Annotated in this window: 28 protein-coding genes; 16 read left to right on the forward strand and 12 right to left on the reverse strand. The window is 60.9% G+C overall.

The window, feature by feature from the left end:
• Positions 1–106: 106 nt before the first annotated feature.
• Genes NE851_RS21570 through NE851_RS21585 form a run of 4 tightly spaced genes read right to left on the reverse strand, consistent with a single transcriptional unit; the run spans position 107 to position 1,912 of the window.
• A complete protein-coding gene (locus tag NE851_RS21570; protein WP_047615277.1) occupies positions 107–634 on the reverse strand; it encodes a DUF1697 domain-containing protein in 528 nt (175 codons plus the stop codon).
• Complete coding sequence (locus NE851_RS21575; protein WP_097544342.1) at positions 631–1,050, reverse strand: DUF2267 domain-containing protein; 420 nt, start codon at positions 1,048–1,050, stop codon at positions 631–633. The genes NE851_RS21570 and NE851_RS21575 overlap by 4 nt, the downstream gene beginning before the upstream one ends.
• A gap of 5 nt (positions 1,051–1,055) precedes the next feature.
• A complete protein-coding gene (gene yidD, locus NE851_RS21580) occupies positions 1,056–1,460 on the reverse strand; it encodes a membrane protein insertion efficiency factor YidD (RefSeq protein ID WP_097544330.1) in 405 nt (134 codons plus the stop codon).
• Between the two features lie 5 nt (positions 1,461–1,465).
• Positions 1,466–1,912, reverse strand: a complete 447-nt coding sequence (locus NE851_RS21585) for an iron-sulfur cluster assembly scaffold protein (RefSeq protein WP_097544331.1) — start codon at positions 1,910–1,912, stop codon at positions 1,466–1,468.
• A 309-nt stretch (positions 1,913–2,221) separates the two neighbouring features.
• Between NE851_RS21585 and folE the strand changes: the two genes are divergently transcribed.
• The 3 genes from folE (at position 2,222) to NE851_RS21600 (ending at position 4,394) form a co-directional block, all read left to right on the forward strand.
• Entirely contained in the window at positions 2,222–2,836 is a 615-nt protein-coding gene (gene folE, locus NE851_RS21590; RefSeq protein ID WP_047615284.1) for a GTP cyclohydrolase I FolE, read from the forward strand.
• Between the two features lie 25 nt (positions 2,837–2,861).
• Positions 2,862–3,314 (forward strand): phosphoribosyl-AMP cyclohydrolase, encoded by a 453-nt coding sequence (hisI, locus tag NE851_RS21595; protein ID WP_063473934.1) that lies wholly within the window; start codon positions 2,862–2,864, stop codon positions 3,312–3,314.
• Positions 3,315–3,431: 117 nt separating this feature from the next.
• Complete coding sequence (locus NE851_RS21600) at positions 3,432–4,394, forward strand: patatin-like phospholipase family protein (RefSeq protein WP_047615287.1); 963 nt, start codon at positions 3,432–3,434, stop codon at positions 4,392–4,394.
• A gap of 67 nt (positions 4,395–4,461) precedes the next feature.
• On the opposite strand, the gene NE851_RS21605 is transcribed toward NE851_RS21600, so the two are convergent.
• Together NE851_RS21605 and NE851_RS21610 are read right to left on the reverse strand one after the other, a co-directional pair.
• Positions 4,462–4,896 carry a CBS domain-containing protein gene (locus NE851_RS21605; RefSeq protein ID WP_011652090.1) on the reverse strand — a complete coding sequence of 145 codons (435 nt, stop codon included), beginning with the start codon at positions 4,894–4,896 and terminating at the stop codon, positions 4,462–4,464.
• A gap of 91 nt (positions 4,897–4,987) precedes the next feature.
• Positions 4,988–5,779, reverse strand: a complete 792-nt coding sequence (locus NE851_RS21610) for a rhomboid family intramembrane serine protease (protein WP_097623416.1) — start codon at positions 5,777–5,779, stop codon at positions 4,988–4,990.
• Positions 5,780–6,042: 263 nt separating this feature from the next.
• Between NE851_RS21610 and NE851_RS21615 the strand changes: the two genes are divergently transcribed.
• The 7 genes from NE851_RS21615 (at position 6,043) to NE851_RS21645 (ending at position 12,872) form a co-directional block, all read left to right on the forward strand.
• On the forward strand, positions 6,043–6,690 hold the full coding sequence (locus NE851_RS21615; protein ID WP_174824517.1) for a PAS domain-containing protein: 648 nt from the start codon (positions 6,043–6,045) through the stop codon (positions 6,688–6,690).
• Positions 6,691–6,813: 123 nt separating this feature from the next.
• Positions 6,814–7,425, forward strand: coding sequence for a PilZ domain-containing protein (locus NE851_RS21620; protein WP_047615292.1), 612 nt, complete (start codon positions 6,814–6,816; stop codon positions 7,423–7,425).
• Between the two features lie 374 nt (positions 7,426–7,799).
• On the forward strand, positions 7,800–8,774 hold the full coding sequence (pip, locus tag NE851_RS21625) for a prolyl aminopeptidase (RefSeq protein WP_127431648.1): 975 nt from the start codon (positions 7,800–7,802) through the stop codon (positions 8,772–8,774).
• Between the two features lie 375 nt (positions 8,775–9,149).
• Entirely contained in the window at positions 9,150–9,755 is a 606-nt protein-coding gene (locus tag NE851_RS21630; protein WP_047615296.1) for a transglutaminase-like cysteine peptidase, read from the forward strand.
• 203 nt (positions 9,756–9,958) lie between these two features.
• Positions 9,959–10,744: a hypothetical protein gene (locus NE851_RS21635; RefSeq protein ID WP_097623414.1), complete on the forward strand. Its 786-nt coding sequence runs from the start codon at positions 9,959–9,961 to the stop codon at positions 10,742–10,744.
• 137 nt (positions 10,745–10,881) lie between these two features.
• The gene (locus tag NE851_RS21640; protein WP_127431649.1) at positions 10,882–12,483 is read left to right on the forward strand and encodes a D-alanyl-D-alanine carboxypeptidase; all 1,602 of its coding nucleotides are present in this window, start codon (positions 10,882–10,884) and stop codon (positions 12,481–12,483) included.
• Positions 12,484–12,596: 113 nt separating this feature from the next.
• Complete coding sequence (locus tag NE851_RS21645) at positions 12,597–12,872, forward strand: hypothetical protein (protein WP_047615302.1); 276 nt, start codon at positions 12,597–12,599, stop codon at positions 12,870–12,872.
• Between the two features lie 80 nt (positions 12,873–12,952).
• On the opposite strand, the gene NE851_RS21650 is transcribed toward NE851_RS21645, so the two are convergent.
• Positions 12,953–13,390: a DUF1489 family protein gene (locus tag NE851_RS21650; protein WP_047615304.1), complete on the reverse strand. Its 438-nt coding sequence runs from the start codon at positions 13,388–13,390 to the stop codon at positions 12,953–12,955.
• Between the two features lie 60 nt (positions 13,391–13,450).
• A complete protein-coding gene (locus tag NE851_RS21655) occupies positions 13,451–14,854 on the reverse strand; it encodes an L-serine ammonia-lyase (RefSeq protein ID WP_127431650.1) in 1,404 nt (467 codons plus the stop codon).
• 299 nt (positions 14,855–15,153) lie between these two features.
• Here NE851_RS21655 and NE851_RS21660 point away from each other — a divergent pair, with 299 nt between their 5' ends.
• Complete coding sequence (locus NE851_RS21660; RefSeq protein WP_254957537.1) at positions 15,154–15,591, forward strand: VOC family protein; 438 nt, start codon at positions 15,154–15,156, stop codon at positions 15,589–15,591.
• Positions 15,592–15,594: 3 nt separating this feature from the next.
• On the opposite strand, the gene NE851_RS21665 is transcribed toward NE851_RS21660, so the two are convergent.
• Positions 15,595–16,758: an acyltransferase family protein gene (locus NE851_RS21665; protein WP_254957539.1), complete on the reverse strand. Its 1,164-nt coding sequence runs from the start codon at positions 16,756–16,758 to the stop codon at positions 15,595–15,597.
• 306 nt (positions 16,759–17,064) lie between these two features.
• Here NE851_RS21665 and NE851_RS21670 point away from each other — a divergent pair, with 306 nt between their 5' ends.
• Together NE851_RS21670 and NE851_RS21675 are read left to right on the forward strand one after the other, a co-directional pair.
• Complete coding sequence (locus NE851_RS21670) at positions 17,065–17,829, forward strand: DUF599 domain-containing protein (protein WP_097623437.1); 765 nt, start codon at positions 17,065–17,067, stop codon at positions 17,827–17,829.
• Complete coding sequence (locus tag NE851_RS21675; RefSeq protein ID WP_097623410.1) at positions 17,829–18,818, forward strand: heparan-alpha-glucosaminide N-acetyltransferase; 990 nt, start codon at positions 17,829–17,831, stop codon at positions 18,816–18,818. Before NE851_RS21670 ends, NE851_RS21675 begins: the two co-directional genes overlap by 1 nt.
• A gap of 24 nt (positions 18,819–18,842) precedes the next feature.
• On the opposite strand, the gene NE851_RS21680 is transcribed toward NE851_RS21675, so the two are convergent.
• Together NE851_RS21680 and mgtE are read right to left on the reverse strand one after the other, a co-directional pair.
• Positions 18,843–19,235 carry a MerR family transcriptional regulator gene (locus NE851_RS21680; RefSeq protein ID WP_018242133.1) on the reverse strand — a complete coding sequence of 131 codons (393 nt, stop codon included), beginning with the start codon at positions 19,233–19,235 and terminating at the stop codon, positions 18,843–18,845.
• 63 nt (positions 19,236–19,298) lie between these two features.
• Positions 19,299–20,714 carry a magnesium transporter gene (gene mgtE, locus NE851_RS21685; protein WP_047615313.1) on the reverse strand — a complete coding sequence of 472 codons (1,416 nt, stop codon included), beginning with the start codon at positions 20,712–20,714 and terminating at the stop codon, positions 19,299–19,301.
• A 254-nt stretch (positions 20,715–20,968) separates the two neighbouring features.
• On the opposite strand from mgtE, the gene NE851_RS21690 reads away from it, so the two are divergent.
• The 3 genes from NE851_RS21690 (at position 20,969) to NE851_RS21700 (ending at position 22,730) form a co-directional block, all read left to right on the forward strand.
• Positions 20,969–21,463, forward strand: coding sequence for a peptide deformylase (locus NE851_RS21690; protein ID WP_097623409.1), 495 nt, complete (start codon positions 20,969–20,971; stop codon positions 21,461–21,463).
• An 81-nt stretch (positions 21,464–21,544) separates the two neighbouring features.
• Positions 21,545–22,054: a BON domain-containing protein gene (locus tag NE851_RS21695; RefSeq protein WP_097623408.1), complete on the forward strand. Its 510-nt coding sequence runs from the start codon at positions 21,545–21,547 to the stop codon at positions 22,052–22,054.
• A gap of 310 nt (positions 22,055–22,364) precedes the next feature.
• On the forward strand, positions 22,365–22,730 hold the full coding sequence (locus NE851_RS21700) for a hypothetical protein (RefSeq protein ID WP_047615317.1): 366 nt from the start codon (positions 22,365–22,367) through the stop codon (positions 22,728–22,730).
• Between the two features lie 60 nt (positions 22,731–22,790).
• Here NE851_RS21700 and NE851_RS21705 read toward each other — a convergent pair whose 3' ends face one another.
• On the reverse strand, positions 22,791–23,435 hold the full coding sequence (locus NE851_RS21705; protein ID WP_047615318.1) for a methyltransferase family protein: 645 nt from the start codon (positions 23,433–23,435) through the stop codon (positions 22,791–22,793).
• Between the last annotated feature and the right edge of the window lie 144 nt (positions 23,436–23,579).

A 23,579-nucleotide genomic window follows, 5' to 3' on the forward strand; every position in this document is an offset into this window, starting at 1 on the left:
CCAGTCCCGCCAACGAATGCGGGTGGTTGCAACGGCAGCGCCTCCGTCCTCGGAAACGCTGCCGCCTGATACTCAGATTTCCTACGTGAGTAAAGAAGAAGCCGGCCTAGATGATCATTTCAGTCAGACCGCACACCGTGTTCCAGTTGCGCATCGTACCGACGCCGAGCCGCTTGGTCGTCAGCGCCGAAAGCAGCTTGGATTGGCTCGGCTTGCCGGCGAAATCGATCCAGAGATCGCCGCCGACGACGGCGATGCGTTGTCCCTCGGTCAGCAGCGGTTTCAGCGCCTCCACCTTCTTCGGGTCGACCGGCAGGCGCATTACCCGAACGATGACCTGGTCACCATTACCGTCCTTGAAAGGATTGGTGCTGCAAAGCGCCATCCAGGTGCAGTCGCTGCGCACGATGATATCAACATGTTTGCCGAACTTTTCTTCAAAACCCTCTTCGAGGGCGACTTCAAGTTCGTGCGGCCGCATATCGTCGGCCTCGAAGACGAGATTGCCAGTGGAAACCAGCGTGCGCGGCTCGCGATAGCCGAGCTCTTCGGCAAGTGCGCGCAAATCCTGCATGATAACGCGGCGATCGGGCGTCAGGACAATGCTGTGCAGGAGGGCGATGAAGGTGCTCATGGCCGCCAGAACTCCTCTGCGCCGTCGGGCAATGTCTTCAGCACTCTGTCGAATGCGGCGACGTTGACATGTTTTCGCACAGCCCTTGCCACGTCTCGGATGGCAGTGTCGGGGGCAAAATTATGGTCACCGCGCAGTGACTGCGCCTCCCGCGTCATCGCGGCACGATCCTCAAAGGACCGTTTGGCGTCATGCGGGTTCCAGTCGGAGACGAAGATTGCGCGCAGCACCGGCGGCAGCACATCGGCGAACCGGAGTGCGTCTGCGACATCGAGGCGGCAGCGGAATGTCTGAAAGACCCCTTGGGTCATCGTGTAGACCACATTGCGGCTGTCGATCAGCGCATCGGCTCTCACATCATCGAGATAGCTGTCGAAATCCTCCGATGCACGCCTGTATTCACCGGGCATCGTCATGGCGCTCACCCTCTCTTGCGTCCGAGAGCGAGATAACGCCAAGGGGTCCACCAGCGGAAGCGGTCGCCGAGCCTCTCCGGCACCTGGTCGAGGCCGCTGGTGCCGCCCGGGCCGCAGCGGCCGACGCGAAACAGCGTCATCCAGCCGCCAGCCCACAGGCCATGGCGGGCGATCGACTCGTAGCCATATTCGGAGCAGGTCGGGATGTGCCGACAGGAATTGCCGACAAAGCCGGAAAGCGTAAGCTGATAGAGGCGGATAAGCCCCATGCCGAGCAAGCGGTCGGGGGTCTTGCGGAACGGGCCGTTATAGTTGCGGGAGATACGTGCGGCTTTTTCACGCGGCTTGTCGGAACCGGCGGCACCGCCGTCGTCCTCATCATCAACCTGCCGGACGCACAACTCGCACATGTCAGCTACGCCTCGACAACTTCCGCCCGTTTCGCCTCGATCTGCCCGATCGCATCGACAACGGCATCGAAGGTCAGCATCGTCGAAGCATGGCGAGCCTTGTAGTCACGCACCGGCAGAAGATAACGCATATCTTCGAACCGTCCCTGCGGCCCCGCTCCATCGGCCTTCAGCATGGCAAGCATGTCCAGGCGTGCCTGGCGCAGTTCGCCCGATGTGGCGCCGACCACGTGGCGGGCCATGATCGAGGACGAGGCCTGGCCGAGTGCGCAGGCCTTTACGTCATGGGCAAAACCGCTCACGGTATCGCCATCCATCTTCAGCCAGATCCGCACCTTCGAGCCGCAGAGCTTGGAATGGGCCTGGGCGGTCGCATCGGCATCCGCCAACGTGCCGATCAACGGAATATTGCCTGCGAATTCGAGAATCTTGCTGTTGTAGATGTCATCCATGCTGGATTTCCGCTCCAAAATCGCTGCGGATCGGCCTCTTTGCGGGTGTTATTGTTATTGAAACAAAAAACACACCGTGTCGTCCGAGGATACTTACATATAATGGCCGTCTTCCTATATGTATGTCGTTCGAAGGCCATGAAAATGCAATGGCCTCTTGTAAGTTTGATTGGGAAACCGTGCCGGACGGGCGTTGAATCTGCCCCGAAAGCCCCGGAGCCTGCCAAAGGTGCATGAATTCCCGCATGGGATTGACCAGTGGCGATTCCGACAGATGGGCCCGCGGTGCGGGCCAGGAGACCATTGTTCATGGACGCCATCGTAAAGAACTTTCCGCAGACGAACCGGGACTCCGATCGCCCTTCCCAGCAGGAGGCCGAGGAAGCCGTTCGCGTTCTGCTGCGCTGGGCCGGTGACGACCCGACGCGCGAAGGCCTGCTCGAAACGCCGGCCCGCGTCGTCAAGTCGTATCGCGAGCTTTTTTCCGGTTACGACATGGCGGCGGAAGACGTGCTCGGCCGCACCTTCGAGGAGGTCGCCGGTTACGATGACATGGTCCTCGTCAAGGACATTCCCTTCTTCTCGCACTGCGAACACCACATGGTGCCGATCATCGGCAAGGCCCATGTCGCCTATATGCCGGACGGGCGTGTGCTCGGTCTGTCGAAGATTGCCCGTGTCGTCGAGATCTATGGTCGCCGCCTGCAGACGCAGGAAACGATGACCGCGCAGATCGCCAGGGCCATCGACGATACGCTGAATCCGCGCGGTGTTGCCGTGATGATCGAGGCCGAACATATGTGCATGGCGATGCGCGGCGTTCAGAAGCAGGGCTCGACCACGTTGACGACCACGTTTACGGGAACGTTCAAGACCGAGCCGGCCGATCAGGCCCGTTTCATGACCATGGTGCGGAGCCGCTGATACCGGCTCCCTCAGGAGGGCCGCGATGAGTCAACTGATCTTCAATCAACCATCCGGGGACAAGTCGGCGTTGGAAGACGCCGGCGATTTCACGCCGCGTTTCGACGACCGCGGCCTGATCACCGCGATCGTCACCGACGCCAGGGACGGCGAACTGCTGATGGTGGCGCATATGAATGCTCAGGCGCTGGCGCTGACCATCCAGAGCGGTACGGCCCATTATTTCAGCCGTTCGCGCGGCAAGATCTGGAAGAAGGGCGAGACCTCCGGCAATCTCCAGACGGTGAAGGAAATCCGCACCGATTGCGATCAGGACGCCATCTGGTTGAAGGTCGAGGTCGCCGGCCACGACGCCACCTGTCACACCGGCCGCCGCTCCTGCTTCTACCGCACGATCACGCTTCGAGACGGAAAGCCGATGCTGGATATCGTCGACGACGAGATTCATTTCGATCCACACGATGTCTACGGAAAATAGCCCGAATTTCTCCGGCATTTGCTCCTTATTGCGCCAGAAACCGCTTCTATATACCATTTGGAAACTGATCGGGCACACTATCGGAAACCAAGTGTTCTGCTGGGAGGGGAGAGCGCCATGCTGAGCTGGAGTCTGCATCGTCAAAGCTCTGAAGGCGAAGGTCCTGGTTCCGGAATGTCCACGACGCTGGAGACGATCCCGCCTCCCGCGCCTGTCAAGAAAATCAAGATCGCCTTGGCGCTCGGCGGCGGCGCGGCCCGCGGCTGGGCTCATATCGGCGTGCTGCGCGCGCTCGACGAGGCAAAGGTCGAAATCGGTATGATTGCCGGCACCTCGATCGGCGCGCTGGTCGGCGGCTGCTATCTCGCCGGCAAACTCGATGAACTCGAAAGTTTCGCGCGCTCGCTGACCATGCGCCGGATTGCAAGTCTCCTCGATCTCACCATCGGCGGCAGCGGCCTTTTCGGCGGCATGCGGCTGACCAAGCGCATGCAGGAACATCTCGAAGGCCTGAATGTCGAGGATCTCGATCGGCCCTTCGTCGCGGTCGCGGCCGAGGTCAATACCGGCCATGAGGTCTGGATTGCCAATGGGTCGCTGATTACAGCGCTGCGCGCCTCCTATGCCCTGCCCGGCATCTTCGAGCCGGTGCGCAGCAATCACCGCACGCTGGTCGACGGGGCGCTGGTCAATCCCGTCCCCGTCTCCGTCTGCCGTGCCTACGAGCAGCCGCTCGTCGTCGCCGTCAATCTCAACTACGACCTGTACGGCCGCTCGGCCGTCGTCCGGCACAATGCCAGCCTCTCGCCGCAGGAAGTGCAGAAGCAGGAAGAGGCGCCCTATGCGCGCCTCGGCATGACCGGCGTCATGGTGCAGGCCTTCAACATCATCCAGGATAGGATCGCCCGCGCCCGTCTTGCCGGCGACCCGCCGGATATTTCGCTGCAGCCGCGCCTCAGCTATATCGGCCTTTCCGAATTCCACCGGGCGGGCGAAGCGATCGAACGCGGCTACGAGGAAGCCAGAGCCCGGCTCCCCGAGATCAAGCGCATGCAGGAAGTCTACGCTAGCCAGCCCTGATGCATGCCGTCCGAAAGCGTGTGGCGTTTGGAACGGCGACATCAATCAGGCACGGCCGGCAAAAACCTCAGCCGGCGATATAGGCCTTGATTTCCTCGGCCTCACGCTCGACTTCGGCGATGCGCGATTTCACCACGTCGCCGATAGAGATGATGCCGGCAAGCTTGCCGTTGCTTTCCACCGGCACGTGACGGAAACGGCGGCTGGTCATCAGCTCCATCAGCTCGTTGACGGTCGTCTCCTCATGGCAGCGGTAGACCTTTGCGGTCATGACCTGAGCGAGCGAGTGATCGAGGCCTTCCTTGCCGTGCTTGGCGATCGCATGCACGAGATCGCGCTCGGTGAACATGCCCGAAATCCGGTTTTCCATGCCGACGACGACGATCGCGCCGATCTTCTTCTTGCTGAGGATGGCCGCCGCCTCGGCGACGGTGGTGTTCGGCCCGGCAGTGACGACGTCCCTGCCCTTCAGGTCGAGGATTGCTTTGACTGAACTGGTCATTCGAACCTCCTATGTCCGTGAAACACTTGTCACAGGCATCCGCGGCGGTTTCTCCCCCCAGCGCGGATAAGGCAATCGTGCACTGCCCGGCTCAGGATTGCAACACATCCTTCTCGGTGCCCGCAGGTTCCATCACAGGCGGGCGCGGCGCCCGGTCGAACAGCGAAAACAGGAAGAAGCCGAAGACGAAGCCGCCAATATGCGCGTCCCAGGCAATCGCCTGATCGCTGTCGCCGACGAGCGGGATTCCGACGGCGATCAGGGCGTTACCGACCAGCCAGAGCAGCATGAAGATGATGACGGTGCGGCTCTTCAGCGCCTCGAAGATGGAAAGCCGGGCATTGAGATGCGCCGGCAGCATCGGCCGTCGTTCGGCTGGAAAGGCGAATCGGCAGGCAGCGCCCATCAGCCCGGAGATTACCCCTGACGCGCCGATCAAAAGCGACACGTCCCCCCAGTTCAGGACCGCGTGCAGGGCAGCGGATGCGACGGAGGAAAAGAGCCAGAAGAGTACGAAACGCAGCGTCCCGATACGGCGCACCACGGGCGCGCCGAAGGCCATCAGCCAGAACGCATTAAAGACGATATGCTGAACGCTGCCGTGCAGCAGCGAATAGGTGACTGGCGTCCAGAACAGCTCCGGCCCCTGCTGCGACAGCGGAATCACATAGCGGGCGGGAACGAAGCCGAAGGTGAAGAACAGCCAGTTCAGCGCATCGTCGGAGAGCAAGAGCTCCTGCACCGCGTAGATGGCGGCCAGCAGGCAAAGGCTGAAGAACAGTGCCGGCGGAAGGTTGAAGACCGGTTCGCGCGCTGGCCGTGCCGGCGGCTGGACCTTGGAAGGTTCGGGCGCCTCGTTCGGCTCGGCCGTCTGCTCATTCATCTGCGTATCGCCTCGTTGAGGCCACAGCCATACAGGAGCGACTGTCAAAAAAAAAGCCGTCCGAAGTGCCGGACGGCGTGTCGGGAGTTCGAGGAAAAGACCTCGGCCCGGGCAGGTTGTGCTGAACTTCGAAAGTCGAAGCGATGCGGGACAGTGGCACGACTGGCGCAGCACCTCAACCGAAACCCTTTCTTAACCTTAACCGCCGCGGTTTGGCATGAAATCCGCAAGGTAGAGCCTGTAGGGGCAATGAGTGCCCGAAAATGATCCGGAATGGGACAGGTTGGTGTGAAATGCGTGTGCAAACGACCATCGAAATTTTTGACTACTGGAACCGTATCCGCGGCGCTGCCGATGCGCCGCTGAAATCAGAGGTCGAACCCTCCGCCGTCCCGCATCTGCTGCAAAGTCTCTTCATTCTGGAGGCGCGCGAGGGCGGAGATATTGGTTTCCGGCTCGCCGGCACCCGCATCTGCGATCTCTTTGGCCATGATCTGCGCGGCGAACGTTTTTCATCGCTCTGGGCCCATGGCCAGCACGCCGATATCGAACGCACGGCGATGGGCGTCATGGACCATGCCATGCCCGCCCTGTTCAATGCCACCGGCTACAGCACCGTCGGCCATCAGGCCTCCTTCGAGATTATCATGATGCCGCTGCGCTCACCGAACGGCGCCTGTGATCGGTTGCTCGGCGCCATTGCCCCGACTGCGGCTGCGAGCTGGCTGGAGATCGTACCGCTCGAATTCCTGGCGCTCGACCGCAGCCGTCTGCTGCCCGGAAAGTTCGGCAAGGCAGCACCCGTCGAACTGCGCCCCATCAACGAGATTGTCGCCGGCAGAAGCGCCCGTTTCGGACAGGTCATGCGCCGCATGGTGTCGCAGCTGCTGATGAGTGCGGAGGCGCGCTGAGGGTTTCGTTTCGGGACATCGGGCATACTCGTTTTCGGCTATGTCGGGACGAGACGGAACAACCTTCTGTTAATGGATTGCGGGTAATGATCGGACTCTCAGATTTGATGAAGAAGCCCTTTGATGCACTCGTTCCAGCCAGCTCAGACGCAACGACCTGCGCCGCGCCCTGAACAGGGCGTTTTTCAGCGTGTGCCCATCAACATGCAGGGCCGGCTGATGCTTGCGAACTACGAGGAGTTCGAATGCATGGTGATCGACATGTCGCCCGGCGACATGTACGTCACGTGCTCCGGGCGGCCGCGCGCCAACGAACGCGTCGTCGCCTATATCGATCATCTCGGACGCGTCGAAGGTTATGTCCAGACGCTCGATGGCCGCGGCTTCACCATGTCGATCAACGCCACCGACCGGAAGCGCGAGAAGCTCGCGGCCCAGCTCACCTGGCTCGCCAACAAACATGAACTCGGCCTGCCGGAAGATCGCCGCCACGACCGCCTGACGCCGCGCGACACGAAGACCGAGCTGACGCTCGAAGACGGCACGCGTTATTCCTGCCGCATCATGGACCTTTCGCTGTCTGGTGCTGCCGTCGACGTCGAGATGCGTCCCTCGATCGGGACGGCGGTGCGCCTCGGCAACATGCGCGGCCGCGTTGTGCGCCATTTCGTCGAAGGCGTGGCGATCGAATTCCTGTCGATCCAGTCCCGCGAGACGCTGCGCGAATTCCTGTAACAATGGCTGAAAATGAGGCTGCCCTGCCGAGGGTTCTGTGGCGGGGGCAATTCTTGACGGGCTTCCATCGAACGCGATTGCCGGATCCGGCGCGCACCCGGTCAGGTCGTGTTGAAAAGCCTGCACTTCATGGCAAGAGCTTTGCAAGTGGCAACAAATCCGGCTTTGGAAGGCAAGCGTCTATTCCTGTCGCAAGTCGTTCCATCCAGTCGGTAGATAATATTATGAGTGGAACAAGCTGCGACACCGATCGGCGCCCGATGAGGTCGCCCAGGATTGTGCAGTAATTTGCGTCCGGGAATGCCCCGCCCTCGCCCATCTTCCCTTTGTCAGCGATATGATGGATAAGGTCGGCTTCGACCGCAGGGGCACCGATGTCAGCTCTCTATTCGGAAATCGAACCCTATGATCATGGTCTGCTCGATACGGGTGACGGCAATCTGATCTACTGGGAGGCCTGCGGCAATCCGGCGGGCCAGCCGGCGCTGGTGCTGCATGGCGGACCGGGCTCCGGCTGCTCGACCACGGCGCGGCGCTATTTCGATCCCGGTGCCTACCGAATCATTCTGTTCGATCAGCGCAATTGCGGCCGCAGCCTGCCGAGTGCTGCCGATCCCGAAACCGATCTCTCCCTTAACACCACCTGGCATCTCGTGGCCGACATCGAGCGGCTGCGCACCTGTCTCGGCATCGACACCTGGCTGCTTTTCGGCAATTCCTGGGGTTCGACGCTGGCGCTCGCCTATGCCGAAACCCATCCGGAGCGGGTCGCGGCGATCGTCCTGTCAGGCGTGACCACCACCCGCCGCTCGGAAATCGACTGGCTCTCTCGCGGCATGGCGCCGCTCTTCCCGGAAGAATGGCACCGTTTCCGTCAGGCCATTCCCCCAGGGGTGCCGGGTCGAGAGGAAGACATGGTTGCCGCCTATCATCGTCTCCTCAACGATCCGGACCCGGAGACCCGCCTCAAGGCGGCGCGCGACTGGCATGATTGGGAAGCGGCCTCGATCCTGCTTGCTGATCCCCAAGGCCTGCCGCGCCGCTGGGCTGATCCCGCCTATCTGCTGACGCGCGCCCGCATCATCACTCATTACTTCAGCTATGGCGCATGGCTGGAGGATGGCGAACTGCTGAAGAACGCCACGCGGCTTGCCGGCATTCCCGGTATCCTGCTGCAGGGAAGGTTCGACATCGAGGCGCCGCTCGTCACTGCCTGGGAACTCGCCCGCGCCTGGCCGCAAAGCGAGCTCAGCGTCCTTCCGCGTGCTGCCCATTCCATCGCAAATCCGGACATGAGCGCGGCGATCGTCGCAGCGACCGATCGATTTCGCGATATCCAGCAAAAATAATTTTCCCGCCGGCATCAGGGGTCTGAGCGATATTCCGCTTTTGAACCGACCGAATCGGTCCATTCCGGCGACCTTTCCGGCCGGTCGCACCCCGCCTGAGATCGCCAGCCGGCCACCGAAAATTATCCGGCTCAACGAAAACCCTTAACATGAGGACGGCAACGCAACCTCTTGGCGGGTGAAAGCCTTGTTGCGTGAATTACAATTTTAATCGATTTCGCGACAAATCCGCTTCGAATTTTATGCGCATTCGAATCTGTTTTTAGCCAAGTTTTATCGGCATTTGAATCAACTAAGCCTTTAATTCTATTGCGTAATTTTGCGTGAGGTAAAAACGTCTGTGCCATTGTCACCCTAACTTACGGGGAGACGGCAATGACAACTGCAAATATCCTGAAAGGCGGCCTTCTGGCCGGTGCCATCACCATGGCAATGGCGGGTTCGGGACAGGCGATGCCCGCCAGCATGGCCCTGGCGGGCAATGCCAGCCCGCCGATCGGACACTATGAATTCTGCAAGGCGAATCCAAAGGAATGTGTCGAAGTCGGCGGCGATGCCGGACCGGCCATCCTCACCGAGGATCGCTGGAAGGAAATTCTCAAGGTCAACTACGCCGTCAATTCGACGATCCAGCCGATGACGGATGAGCAGATCTACGGTGTCGAAGAGCGTTGGGCCTATCCAACCACCGTCGGCGACTGCGAGGACTATGCGCTGCTGAAGCGCAAGATGCTGATCGACGACGGCTTCTCGCCGTCCGATACGCTGATAACAGTCGTGCTCCAGCCGAATGGCGAAGGCCATGCCGTGCTGACGGTCCGCACCGATCACGGCGACTTCATCCTCGACAACATGCGCAACAAGGTGCTGCTGTGGTCGGATACCGAATACACCTATCTGAAGCGCCAGTCCGCCGACGATCCGGCCCGCTGGTCGAAGCTTCAGGACGGCCGCGCTGTCGCGGTCGGTAGCGTCAAGTAGGAACAAGCCTGCCGGCCATGTCGGCTGCAGTCTGCGGCCCGGTCAGTCCCCGCATCCCGTCCCCGACCGGCGCCCAAGAGCCGTTCCCGCTGTCCCGGGAACGGCTCGCCCCTTTTTTAAGGCTTGCCTTCAGCCCCTTAGCAAATTGTTAACCATACCGATCCGATCATACCGATGAGATTCATCATCGGTACCGGCGGCTCATGTTCTTCCTGGGGCGGACCGAAACGCGAAGAACCACCATGAGCCATGCCGCGCACAGCGCAACCGACGAGCAACCGCTTCTTTCCATGGGGTTTCTCTTCCGCACGATGGCGGTGATCGCCATTCTGGCGGCCCTGACTATTGCCATCAGCATCGGCGGCCGTTGGTTCGGCAGGCATATCTCGCTCGCCGGCAACACCGACAGCACGGCTGAAATCATGCTGGCCATCGGCCGCGACACCGTCAAATTCCCGGAAAATGCCATCCGCTTCCCCAGTCAAAGGCATGAGGGCGCTGCCGAGCGCGTCGATCTCTACCTCGCCTGGCCCGAAATGCAGGGTTACGGCAAGGAAAATCACCTTCGATTCGACGATGTCGCTCAATCCTCCGGCCTGATCTTCCTGCAGATCACACAGAGCACCATGTCGCGCGACATGTCGGGGCGGCTGGAGCCGATCTATTCGCATCTGCTCGAAGGACCGGCCGAGCCTTTCCGCGACGGACTGACGCTGCATCGTCTTCGCGCCGATGCCGGTTACGGTGACGAAGTGTTGCTGACGGCGCCCCTCAAGGGCAGGCCGGACTACGTCGTGCGCTGCATTTTACCTTCAGCCCCGGACAAGGCGGCGAGCGGAGATTGTCAGCGCGATATCAAGGTCGGCAGGGATCTCAGCGTTCTCTACCGTTTCTCGAGCAGCCATCTCGACGAGTGGGAACATATTGATGCCGCTATCCGCACCTTTGTGGACGCGCGTCTTGTGAACCGTTCTGCGACAGGTCCCTAAAATGCCCCCCGGACAGCGAAATAAACGATTCATCATAAACGGATTGGTAACGCCCAACCGGTAATTTTGAAAGACGAGCTGTGCGGCGGGAGGTGTGCGGTTCCTGCCCCAATATCCGAAATGCCAAATATCTGAAAATGCAAGCGAAGAGTGGAATAGTGTCAAGGTCAGTCTCCTCCGTATCATCGTCCCGATCCGGCAGCTTTTTCGCAAAGCTGCTGGCGATCCTTTCGGTGGCTGTCACGATCGTCCTGGTCGATTCGGTGAATGCCGACGCGGAAGCGGCGAACCCGAAATATGCGGGCATCGTCGTCGACGCCAAGACCGGCAACGTTCTCTACAGCGAGAATGCCGACCGGCTGCAATACCCCGCCTCCCTGACCAAGATGATGACCCTCTACATGACCTTCGAGGCGCTGGAGCAGGGTCGCATCCGTCTCGATACACCGGTTCCCTTCTCCGCCCATGCGGCAGCCCAGGCGCCGACCAAGCTCGGCGTGCGCGCCGGCGGCACGATCACCGTCGAGCAGGGCATTCTCGGCCTCGTCACCCTGTCGGCCAATGATGCAGCAACCGCACTCGGCGAAATGCTAGGCGGCGGCAGTGAGGATCGCTTCGCCCAACTGATGACCGCCAAGGCACATGCGCTCGGCATGACCCGCACCACCTATCGCAACGCCAACGGCCTGCCGAATACGGCGCAGATGACGACAGCCCGCGATCAGGCCCGCCTCGGCATCGCCCTTCGTCAGCATTTCCCGCAATATTACGGCTATTTCTCCACACGCGCCTTCAAGTTCGGCAGCCGCACGATTCGCAGCCACAACCGCCTCGTCGGTTCGGTGCGCGGTGTCGACGGCATCAAGACCGGTTACACCCGCGCTGCCGGCTTCAACCTGGTGAGCTCGGTGCAGGTCGACGGCAAATCGATCGTCGGTGTTGTGCTCGGCGGCGCCTCGACGCCTGCCCGCGATGCCCAGATGCGCAATCTGATCGCCACCTACCTGCCGAAGGCATCGAGCCGCGGTGGATCGTCGGCGCTGATCGCCCAGGCAGCCCCTGCCCCGGCGATGATCGAAACACCTGCTCCGGTCCAGCCGCAGAAGGCCCAGCAGAAAGCTCAGCCGCAAATGGCCCAACAGCAGGTCGCAAAGACGATCACCGCAGCGCAGCCGCCGGTCTCTGCCACCGCTGCCGATCTCAGCCTGCCGCATAAGGGGCCGATGCCGGATGCCCGCTATCAGGTCGCCGAGACCGAAGTCGCTTATGCCGAGACCGCTCAGTCGAAATCCGACAATCCGCTGGTAGCACAGCCGATGCCGGCGCCGACCAAGGTCAAGACCATGACCTTCAAGCAGCAGGCCTCGGTCACGGTACCGACGCCGGCGTCCGCCTCCATGGCGCCGGAACAGGGCGATACCGCTGTCGATAACGTCACGACCGCTTCGACCACTCCCTCCCCGACTCGTGCTGCTTCAATCAGCAACGGCCCGACCGGCTGGGTCGTGCAGGTCGGCGTCTCGCCGAGCCGGCAGATGGCCATGGACCTTCTGGAAAGCGCCAAGAGCAAGGGCGGCAAGGCACTGGCCTCGGCAAAGCCTTTCGCAGTCGCCTACGCCGCTGGAGGTGACCAGCTTTACCGTGCCCGCTTTGGTGGCTTCGACGACCAGCGCGATGCGGTCAACGCCTGCAAGGCCTTGAAGAAGGCCGGCATCAAGTGCTGGGCGGCTGCCCAATGAGCTATTCGATGCTGCCTGCAAGATGGCCGGCGGCATCGGTAACGGCCGGAATCGGTGTTTGCGTTTCCGGCCACAATTCTTGAACTCGATCAGTATTGCGTACGAGGAAAACAATGGCGATCAATGAGAATTTTCCGGGAGTGCCTTCAGACCGCCGCACGGCGACCAAAGGGCGCTCATCTCTGCATCCGCTGCACGAGGCGGCTTTGCGCCTGGCCGAGATCGGCCTGCAGCGGCCGAAGGCGAAATCTCCGAAGACCCGGGATCTCATTAATCTGCTGCTTTGCCATGGCGCGCGCGCCTGGCGCTATTCCCAGCCCGAAGCCCGGATCCACCTGCATGTGACCTCGCCGGACGGCAGCGCGCCGGTGCAGTTGCGCCTGCGCTGAACTGCGGAGAGTGGCAGCGTCTCCGATCGGACGGCTGCCACACGCATAAATCGTTCGGAAATTGTTTCTGATTTACGGGCTTACAGCAGGCCAAGTTCCGTAAGCTCGCGGCGAAGATCCGCGGGCATTTCGGCAATGCCGGCGCCAAGGCTTGTCAGGTCGCGCGGCACGTCGTCCTCAGTGTAATAACGCCAGCCCTGGAAGGGACGCTTCGGCTGCACCGCCGTCTCGATGACCTCCGGGCCGAGCACCAGGCGGCAGCGCGAAATCCCCTCGCCGTCCGTGAAGGTCTCGATGCCGAGCAGCTTCTGCCGTGCCTGCACCTGCCCCTTGATCACCCAATAGAGCGAACCGCCGTCAAGCAGCTCCTCCATGCGTTTCGGCACCATGCGCGTCGTATGCACCGAATGCGGCTCGAGGCCGGCGGCAATGGCGCGCAGCGCGCGTTCCGCCACCCATTCGCGCAGATCGTCTATCGAGTCGGCGCCGACACAGAGTTTGATGAGATGCAATGCCATGCTGCCGTTGAAATCCTTTTGGCAGCGAGCGTCAAGAGCAAGCTTCCAGCGTCCACAAACTCAGCATTCGACGACATTGACGGCGAGTCCCCCGGTCGATGTTTCCTTGTATTTCTCGCTCATGTCGTGGCCGGTCTGGCGCATCGTCTCGATACAGGCATCGAGCGGCACGAAATGCTGGCCGTCGCCCTTGACGGCAAGTGATGCCGCGGTGACCGCCTTGACCGCGCCGAGCGCGTTGCGCTCGATACAGGGAACCTGCACCAGGCCCGCGATCGGATCGCAGGTCATGCCGAGATGGTGTTCGAGCGCGATCTCGGCGGCATTCTCGATCTGCTCCGGCGTACCGCCCATGACCGCGGCAAGGCCCGCGGCCGCCATCGCCGCCGCCGACCCGACCTCGCCCTGACAGCCGACCTCGGCGCCAGAAATCGACGCATTGTGCTTGATGATGCCGCCGATGGCAGCCGCCGTCAGCAGGTAGTCGCGAATACCGTCCTGATCCCAGTCCTCGTGGAAATGTTCGTAATAGCGGATCGTCGCCGGAATGACACCGGCAGCCCCGTTGGTCGGCGCCGTGACGACGCGCCCGCCGGCTGCATTCTCCTCGTTGACGGCCATCGCATAGACGCTGAGCCAGTCGTTAGCGAGCAGCGGGTTGACGCGGTTGCTGCGCCACTCCTCCTCGAGCTTGACGTGAATCCGGCGGGCGCGACGCTTGACGTTGAGGCCGCCGGGCATGATGCCCTCGACCTTGAGGCCGCGCTCGATGCAGGAGCGCATCGCTTCCCAGATGCGGTCGAGGCCCTGATCGAGCTCCTCGCGGCTACGCTGGCTTTCTTCGTTCGCCCGCTTCATCTGCGCGATCGACAGTCCGGAGCGCTCCGCCATCTCAAGCATCTGCTTGGCGGTGGCGAAGGGATAGGGGACGCGCGTTCCGCCGGCCGCGTTCTTCTTCGCCCGCATCTGTTCGAGCTCGGTGTCGGTGACGACGAAGCCGCCGCCGACCGAATAATAGATGCGCTTGAGGAGCAGCCGGCTATCCCTGTCATAGGCCGAGAAGATCATGCCGTTGGCGTGGCCGGGCAACGGCTGTTTCTTGTCGAAGATCAGGTCGGTCTTCGGCTGGAACTGATAGGCGGGATGGCCCGCCGGCGTGATGCGGCCGGTGCGCTCCACAGTATCGATGATGCCGTCCATTTTGTCAGGATCGACGCTGTCGGGCGCCTCGCCCATCAGCCCGAGAATGACCGCCCTGCCCGTGCCGTGGCCGATACCGGTATGGGCGAGCGAGCCGTGCAGGCTGACCTTGATGGCTGCGACCTGTGCGCCCGACGACGGGCGCGGCCATTCACTCGACAGGATCAGGTCGAGAAACCGGTTGGCCGCCGACATCGGACCCATCGTGTGCGAACTCGACGGCCCGACACCGATCTTGAAGACATCGAATACCGAGAGAAACATGGGTGCGCCTTCTGAATACAAGGATGCAAGCATAAGCGGGGCCGGTTTAAAATCCGCGCGGCACACCGACATCGCATGGAGCCGGTGCGACATTCGGTGCACACGAGAGCGTCCCGCGTCCAATGGGACGCTCCAGCACTTTGAGTTTGCGCATAATCCTTTCCGAAAATCGAATCCGATTTTCGGGGTTATGCGCCAAACCAAGCGGTCCGCCTTGTCAGTCACTATAGCATTTCAAATGGGAAGGTTTGCACAACTTGTCCGTTGTTAGACGAGACGACACATTGTAAATTGAACGCATGGCGCTCAAACGGATGGACAACGTAGGAATCGTCGTCGACGACCTCGGAGAGGCGATTGATTTCTTTGGCGAGCTCGGTCTCGAGCTCGAAGGGCGGACCACGATCGAAGGAGAATGGGCCGGACGTGTCACTGGACTGGGCGATCAGCGCGTCGAGATTGCCATGATGCGCACGCCGGACGGTCACAGCCGGCTCGAACTCTCCCGCTTCCTCACGCCACCCACTGTCGCGGATCACCGCAATGCCCCGGTGAACGCTCTGGGCTACCTTCGCGTCATGTTCACGGTCGATGATATCGACGAGACGCTTGAAAGGCTCCGCAGGCGCGGCGCGCAACTCGTGGGCGAAGTCGTGCAGTACAAGGACGCGTATCGGCTCTGCTACATCCGCGGGCTTGGAGGGCTTCTCATCGGACTCGCCCAAGAGCTCAACTGAGCACTATGCGCGAAGCTTCTCGTCGCGACTATCCTGAATGACCGTGCCGTCGGCCCCATCCTGGGTTTCGGGCATAGCGCCGTGCAGCAGGCGCTTTTCGATCTCTTGCAGGTTGACGATCGCGCGATCCATTTGATCGGCCGGAGTTTCGTGCGGAACCATGCGCGTGCGATTATTCTGCCATAGCCTGACCAGCAGCCGACGACCGGGAGCCTCGATCGTCTCGTGGATGAACCATGCCCCGGCTACCGCTACGAAAAGCGTCGCCACGATGAGCGCCGGTTCGGGCATCAAGCCATCAAAAGTCAGACGCGCCAGGAACATTATGGGGACATGGAAAAGGTAAAGTGAAAAGCTGATCTTCCCGAGAAACCGTACTGGTGCAGCTGCCAGGACATCTGCAGCGATCGGGGGTTGTCGAGCGACGAGCCCGACGATGACGGCTGCGGCCACCGCGCTTTGCAGGCTCCAGAATTCAGGGGAAAAGCCCGGGAAGATATGCCTGTAAGTGAAAAACACCGCCAGAAGGAAAAGCGTTGAAATTCCCGTGAGGGTCGATGGAATCCAGCTGCTCCAGTAGGAATGCATCATCCCGGCAAGTGCGCCGAAAAGAAAATAAGGGAGCTTGGAGACGAGCAATATTCCCGGGCCTGGCAATTCAACCAGTCCGTCCACGACGACGACCACGGTCAGGCCCACAATCATGCCGCTATAGCGTTGCGGCTGGGCCAAGCAAAGCCACAGGACGGGAAAGAGCAGATAGAATTGGATCTCAGGTGGTATCGACCAGAAAACACCACTGGAGCCGAGAAGAAAGACATGGCGCACAAAATCCGCGCCGCCCGCGATCGGCTGAACAAAATCCAGATTTTGCACGCTCGACAGCATCGCTACCAGAACGACGGCCGCCAGATAGACCGGGTAGATGCGGGCAAAGCGGCTCACAAGAAAATCCAACACGTTTTCTCTCGTGACCGGCCGTGAGCCGTAGAGATGAGCCATCAGGAAGCCGCTAAGAGCAAAAAACAAACCGACAGCTTCGTCGCCCATCGACACGAGATGCGGAGCTGTGATTGGAAAGATAAAGCCAATATGGGCTCCAACGACCAGAAGCGCAGCGACACCGCGCAGGCCATCGAGACTCGGGATGTAATCCGGCCGGCTCATGGGTCACTTTTGAATCAGCTGTTCAGGTTCAGTCCTGAACAATTGGCCATCACAACTTTACAAGCGGTTAACACGGTGCGCTCTCGTCTGCCGGTTGCCACGCAAGCTCGTTGATAACAGGGATTTCAGCGCGCTCCCTCCGGAAGATGCCGGTCGGTTGTCCACTAAGCCTTGTCGTTTCCCGACGGCTCTATTATGCCGAAGTGCCGCATGGCCAAAAGCCCGCGTATAGCCGCCGAACTCGGCCATACGGCACAATCCGACTTGCGGCATAGTGGCCGCGTTCATGCGGAGACTGAATCACTGATGACGACGGCGGATTATATCGCTCTGGCCTTCTTTGCCTGCGTCTGGATGGGCTATTCCTGGCTGCTGCACGGCCGCACCTTCTTCGGACGCACCAGCCTGACCCATGCGATGACCGAACGGCGCCGGGAATGGATCTACAATTCGCTGCGCCGCGACCTGAAGATGATCGACACGCAGATCATGGCCGGCTTGCAGAACGGCACCGCCTTCTTCGCATCCACCTCGATCTTCGCGATCGGCAGTTGCTTTGCCTTGCTCGGCGCGACCGAGAAGGTCGACGCCGTCTTCGCCGACCTGCCTTTCGTCTTTCATGGCGGCCACGCCGTTTTCGAGATGAAGGTCGGCGGGCTGGCTGCGCTTTTCGGCTACGCCTTCTTCAAATTCGGCTGGTCCTACCGGCTGTTCAACTACTGCACCATCCTATTCGGCTCGATCCCAATGATGCGCGACACCGAGCGCGACGTCATCGCCGCCGAGCGGGCCGCCGAACGCGTCATCCGCATGAACGTCATTGCCGGCAGTAATTTCAACGAGGGCCTCCGGGCGATCTTCCTGTCGATCGGCTATCTCGGCTGGTTCATCAACCCTTATGTCTTCATGCTGACCACGGCGATCGTCATCTTCGTGCTGGCGCGGCGGCAGTTCTTCTCGGAGGCGCGACTGGCGATCATGGATGCCGGCCCGCCATCAAATCTCAACCTTTCTGCTATTCGCCGCGACAGGCCGTCAAGCGGCGGACGTGATTTGCCCGAGGGACTTTGATGACATTGCCGGCAACGGAAACCGATGTGGTGACAAAACCGCCGCGCATCGGTCTATTGGATACGGCGCGCGGCGTCGCGCTGATCGCCATGGCGAGCTACCATTTCAGCTGGGATATGGAGTTCATGGGCTATCTCGCGCCGGGCACGGCCGAGACCGGCTGGCTGAAGATCTATGCCCGGGCGATCGCCACGACCTTTCTCTTCATCGTCGGCATCAGCCTGGTGCTCTCGAGCAAGCCCGAGATTCGCTGGCCCTCCTTTTGGAAGCGCTTCGGCATGATCGCCGCGGCAGCCGCGGCAATCTCGATCGCCACGCGCATCGCGATGCCGGACGAGTGGATCTATTTCGGCATCCTGCATTGTATCGCGGTGCTCACCCTTATCGGCGTTGTTTTTTTGAGACTGCCGCTTGCCTTCACCCTTATCGCCACGCTCGCGCTCTTTGCCGCCTGGATCACCGATAATTTCGGTCCACCCGGCCTGCTTCGCTCGTCCTTCTTCGATCCCCGATATCTCGCCTGGATCGGCCTTGCGGTGATGCCGGAACGATCCAACGACTACGTGCCGCTGTTTCCCTGGGCAACGCCCTTCTTCGCTGGTTTAAGTATTGCCTCGATCGCCATCAGAACCAGACTGCTGCACCGGCTTGCCGCCATCGGCACCGGTTCCTGGTGGCCGGCAAGGCTTGGCCGCCACAGCCTTGCCTTTTACCTCATCCACCAGCCGGTATTGATCGGTATCACCTATGGGCTTTCCCTCGTGGTCCCACCGCAGGCGCCTGATCCGGTTGCGACTTACCTAAGGCAATGCAACGCCTCCTGCGTCATGCAGCAGGGCGAAGCTCTCTGCCGCAGCTTCTGCGAGTGCACGCTGGAGAAATTGCAGGCGCAGGCCCTGTTCACGCCACTTCAGGCGGGCGCGATCGATATACAGAACGACGAGCGGGTCCAGACAATTGCCGCAGAATGCAGCGCCGAGGCTGAATGAATTCGCCGACAATACCGCGCGTGATCAGGTGGTGACGCCGATTTCGGCCAGGCGGCCGAGGCAGGTCTCTTCGATAGCGTCGAGTTCCGCCAGCGTGTCGTCGATATCCTTGCGTTTCTGGCGCAGGTCGTCACGCTTCTCATCGACGCGCTTCATCAGGAGCTTCAGCTGGCCGAGTTCGCCCGGCGGCTCCTTGTAAACCTGGATGATCTCGCGGATTTCGGCGATGGTGAAACCGATGCGCCGGCCGCGGAGAATTTCTGCGATGAGCCGCCGGTCGGCTTGTCGAAACAGGCGGGTGCGCCCACGCCGCTCCGGATGGATCAGTCCCTCGTCCTCGTAGAAGCGGAGCGTGCGCGTCGAGACCCCGAATTCGCGCGTCAGTTCCGTTATGCTATAAAACTTGTTCACCGGCATGTGTTCCCCGTCGTCGGACAGACGATAATATTGACTTTTACGTAATAGTCAATTTTTGGCGGCTCAGATACCGAACCACCAGGTGGCGATACCGAGAAAGGCGAAGAAGCCGGTACAGTCCGTCACCGTCGTGACGAAGACGGAAGAGGCGATCGCCGGGTCGGCCCCCACCTTGTCGAGCAGCAGCGGCAGCAGGATGCCGGCAAGGGCTGCCGCTATCAGATTGATGATCATCGCCGCCGCAATCACGCCGCCAAGCTGGTAGTCGTGGAACCAGGTGCCTGCGATCGCGCCCATGATCGTTGCGAAGACGATTCCGTTCAGGATGCCGACGCCCGCCTCTCTGCGGATGATGCGGCCGGCATTGTAGATGTCGAGATCGCGAGTGGCGAGCGCGCGCACCGTCACCGTCATCGTCTGCGTGCCGGCATTGCCTCCCATCGAGGCGACGATCGGCATCAGCACGGCGAGCGCGATCATCTTCTCGATCGAGGCGTCGAACAGACCGATGACGCTTGCCGACAGCATCGCCGTACCGAGGTTGATTAAAAGCCACAGGAAGCGCGAACGCGCCGTCGAGAGCACATTGTCGGATAGCTCTTCGTCGCCGACGCCGCCGAGGCGCTTGATGTCCTCGTCGGCCTCCTCGTGGATGACGTCGACGACGTCATCGATGGTCAGCACGCCGACCAGTCGGCCGTTCTCGTCGACGACAGCAGCCGAGAGAAGGTCGTACTGCTCGAAAAGCTGAGCAGCCTCCTCCTGGTCCATCTCGGCAGGGACCGGATGGTTGGTCTCGCGCATGATCTGCTCGATCTTCGTCTGCCGCTTGGTGCGCAGGATCTGATCGAGATCGACGGCGCCGAGCAACTTGAAGGTCGGATCGATGACGAAGATCTGCGAGAAGGAATAGGGCAGATCCTCCTCGTCGCGCATGTAATCGATCGTCTGTCCCACCGTCCAGAACGGCGGCACCGCGACGAATTCCGTCTGCATGCGGCGCCCGGCCGAGCTTTCGGGATAGTCGAGCGCCCGGCGCAACCGCACCCGCTCGGTGAACGGCAGCTGGGCAAGGATTTCTTCCCGGTCTTCCTTGTCGAGATCTTCGAGAATGTAGACGGCATCGTCCGAATCGAGCTCGCCGATCGCCGCGGCGATCTGCTCGTTCGGCATCTGGTCGACGATCTCGCGGCGGATCACCTCGTCGACCTCGGTCAGCGCCGTCATGTCGAAATCGTCGCCGAGCAGGCGCACCAGCGCCAGGCGCTGATCCGGCTGGATCGCTTCCAGCAGGTCGCCTATTTCGGATTCATGCAGGCGGGCGACGTTCTGGCGCAGGAACAGCGTGTCGCGGTCGGCGATTGCGGCGCCGACGAGCGCCAGAAAATCGCTGCGGACATTGCCGTCCTCGTCGTAGATATCGGCTTCCTCGCCGTCAGGACGCCTGCGAATGCGGTCTTCCCCGTCGGTGGTCGTCATCTGCCGCCCTCGCACCTGGTTCGAATTTCAACGACTGCCGTGCCGCATTCGCAAATGTCGGCCGAAAACACATTGTCAACAAGCGGATAAGCGAATCCCGCGCGAGGCTCCCGCAGCCGGAATTCTTGGCCCCTGCTAGCCCAAAGCATTCGCGTCGTAAAGCGGCAAACCGTGCTTCGTGATGACAATGCCTGCGGCCGGCGATAGTTTCCTCACCCGTCCAAGCAGAGCCCGTCTAAGAGGAAGCCAGCCCCATGCCCATCCGTCCGATTCTGCGTTATCCGCATCCGGGTCTGAAGACAGTCTGCGCGCCGGTGACGGCATTCGATTCCTCACTCACGGCACTTGCCGACGACCTGCTGGCGACCATGCGGGCCGCGCCCGGCGTCGGCATCACCGCCGCCCATATCGGCGTCTTCAGCCGCGTGACCGTGCTGGAGCTCAACAGGGCCGACGGCGTACGTCTCTACGTCAATCCGGAAATCACCTGGTTTTCGAAGGAGACGATGAGCCATGCCGAAGGCAGCGTCTCCATGCCCGGCGCGACCGACGAGGTCACGCGCCCGCGAGCGATCCGATTCCGCTATCAGGATGCAGAAGGCGCCATGCACGAGGACGCCGCCGAAGATTTCCTCGCCATCTGCATCCAGCACGAGGTCGACCAGCTCGACGGCATTTTCTGGCTGCAGCGCCTCTCGCGGCTGAAACGCGAGCGTCTCGTGAAGAAATGGGAAAAAACGTCGGCCTGACAAATCCCCTCCACACCGAACCATTCGCTGATGCCGGCGTTTCCAGCAAAGGAACCCGGCAAAAAACAAGGAGCGACTGCAATGGCAAGGATCGGTGACAAGACCCAGTTCTCCCGGGAAAAGCCTGAGCTTTCCCGCGAAGAAGATTATCGCGACCTCGAGGAACGCAATCTCGACGCCGGCTGGCCCTATGCCGACGGCACCGGCGCCGACCCCGCCAACCGCCCCTATGGCGAGACCGCAGCCAATTTTGACAGCGATCCCAACAAGGGCTTCCGGGTCGATGGCACGGACGAGGACGGTAACGAGAATCGCCTGAAGGATTCGCTGCGCGCCGATACCATCGACCGCGATGAAAGCGACGACCTCGAAGCGCGGGTCAACGACAATCTCGAAAACATTCCTGAAGTCGACATCGACAGCATCGAGGTTCACGCCGACGGCCACGTCGTCACCCTGGAAGGCTCGGTAGAGACGATCGGCATCGCCCGCAAGGTCGAACTCGCCGCGCTTTCGGTCGATGGCGTCCATCATGTCCGCAATAAACTGCAGCTGACCGGCGTCGACGCGCATATTCCGAACGAGGACTGACACCCAACATACCGATCATAAGCGGGAGGCGCCAAGGCCTCCCCACCCCTCCGCCTACATTACCAAAAGTTAACAATTTAAGATTGCAGGCCGATCCATTTTTGTGAGTGCCGTATTTTGTTATTTTGCTTAGGCGGCTTGCGTAACGAGAACGTCAATTTCGTTGACAACACTGTGATTTCATTTGGACAAAAGGTCGCGGCTACGTCGCCATCTTTTCACAAAATTGCCTGAATTGGGGCGCGAACTCGTGCGTGCCGAGGGTTAGTTTATGTTGTGGAATTCAACAGCAGATTGAGGAGATAGACCCATGCGCATCAAATTTGCCCTTGCCGCGTCCCTGTTCGCCGTCAGCCTTGCAGGCGCTGCCTTCGCCCAGCCGACCTATTCCGACGACTACACCAATGACAGCGACGGTTTTGCACCGAGCCCGGTGTCGAAGCCGGCCCCGGTCCATTACAGCAGCCGCAAGGCCCCGGCCTATTCCAGCGACTACACCAATGACAGCGACGGTTTCGCCCCGAGCGCCATGGCGACCCCTGCCGTCGACAAAACCGCAACGGCGAGCATCGCCCCCCTGCCTCCGTGCCACAGCATGATTGGCCCCAAGGGCTCCCACACCAAGGGTGCCGACAGCGGCGCATCCCGCACCGAAGCATGCCGGGCAACGCATTGATCCGATAAAAGAAAGGGCCGGAAATCGGCCCTTTCTTTTTCGATCTATTTGTCTGTCGTTTCAGAATAGGAATGGAACGAGCCGGTAACGGGTTCTGCCCATGAAGGCCTCGTAAGCAGGATCCTGTTTGAGCAGGCGCTCTTCCGCCAGAAGGCGGAAACACTGCGCGGCAAGGGCGGTCGCATAGATGGCAAAATTCCAAAAGCTCGGATGGGCCAGGAAGAAGCCGATATGCGTCATCAGATAGCCCGCATACATCGGATGGCGGATAATCTTGTAGGGTCCACCGATCTTGACGCCACGATTGGCCGGCACCAAGCCAAAGCTTCGCCGCAATGTCAGCTTTGCCGATATCTGCAGGATGAAACCGAGTGCCATCACCGTCCCGCAGAGTGCGAGCGGCGCGAGAGGCGTGGTCGCGGAGGGTGAGACGAGCAGCGGGAAGAGCGTGCCGATGGCGGTGACCGTCCAGTCAAAAAGGCGCAGCGACGCATTTCTCGTCGGTCGGCGTGTCAGGATCAGGAAGGCCGCAGCGCCCTCCGAAACGATCAGCAGGAAATCGATGATCGCCCGGTTATCCTGCATCTGCGGCAGGACACGCATGACGATCGCGACGAAAAAATACCCGATGAGGACCTTCTCGACAATATCGAGAACGAAATACACATCGAAGATCGACCAGCTTGCCGCTGAGTTTTTTTTCATTGTCCGCAAGACTTCCACATCCACAGCGTTGTGATGTCCTATATATTTGACACCGCTAATTATAGGTTAAGACCTTCACCCACATCTCGCAGTGCAGCGATTTGATTTGCTGATCCTGACCCTAAAATGCGCCAGGGGACGTCG

The sequence above is a fragment of the Rhizobium anhuiense bv. trifolii genome, from assembly GCF_024346605.1.
Classification (GTDB): Bacteria; Pseudomonadota; Alphaproteobacteria; order Rhizobiales; family Rhizobiaceae; genus Rhizobium; species Rhizobium anhuiense.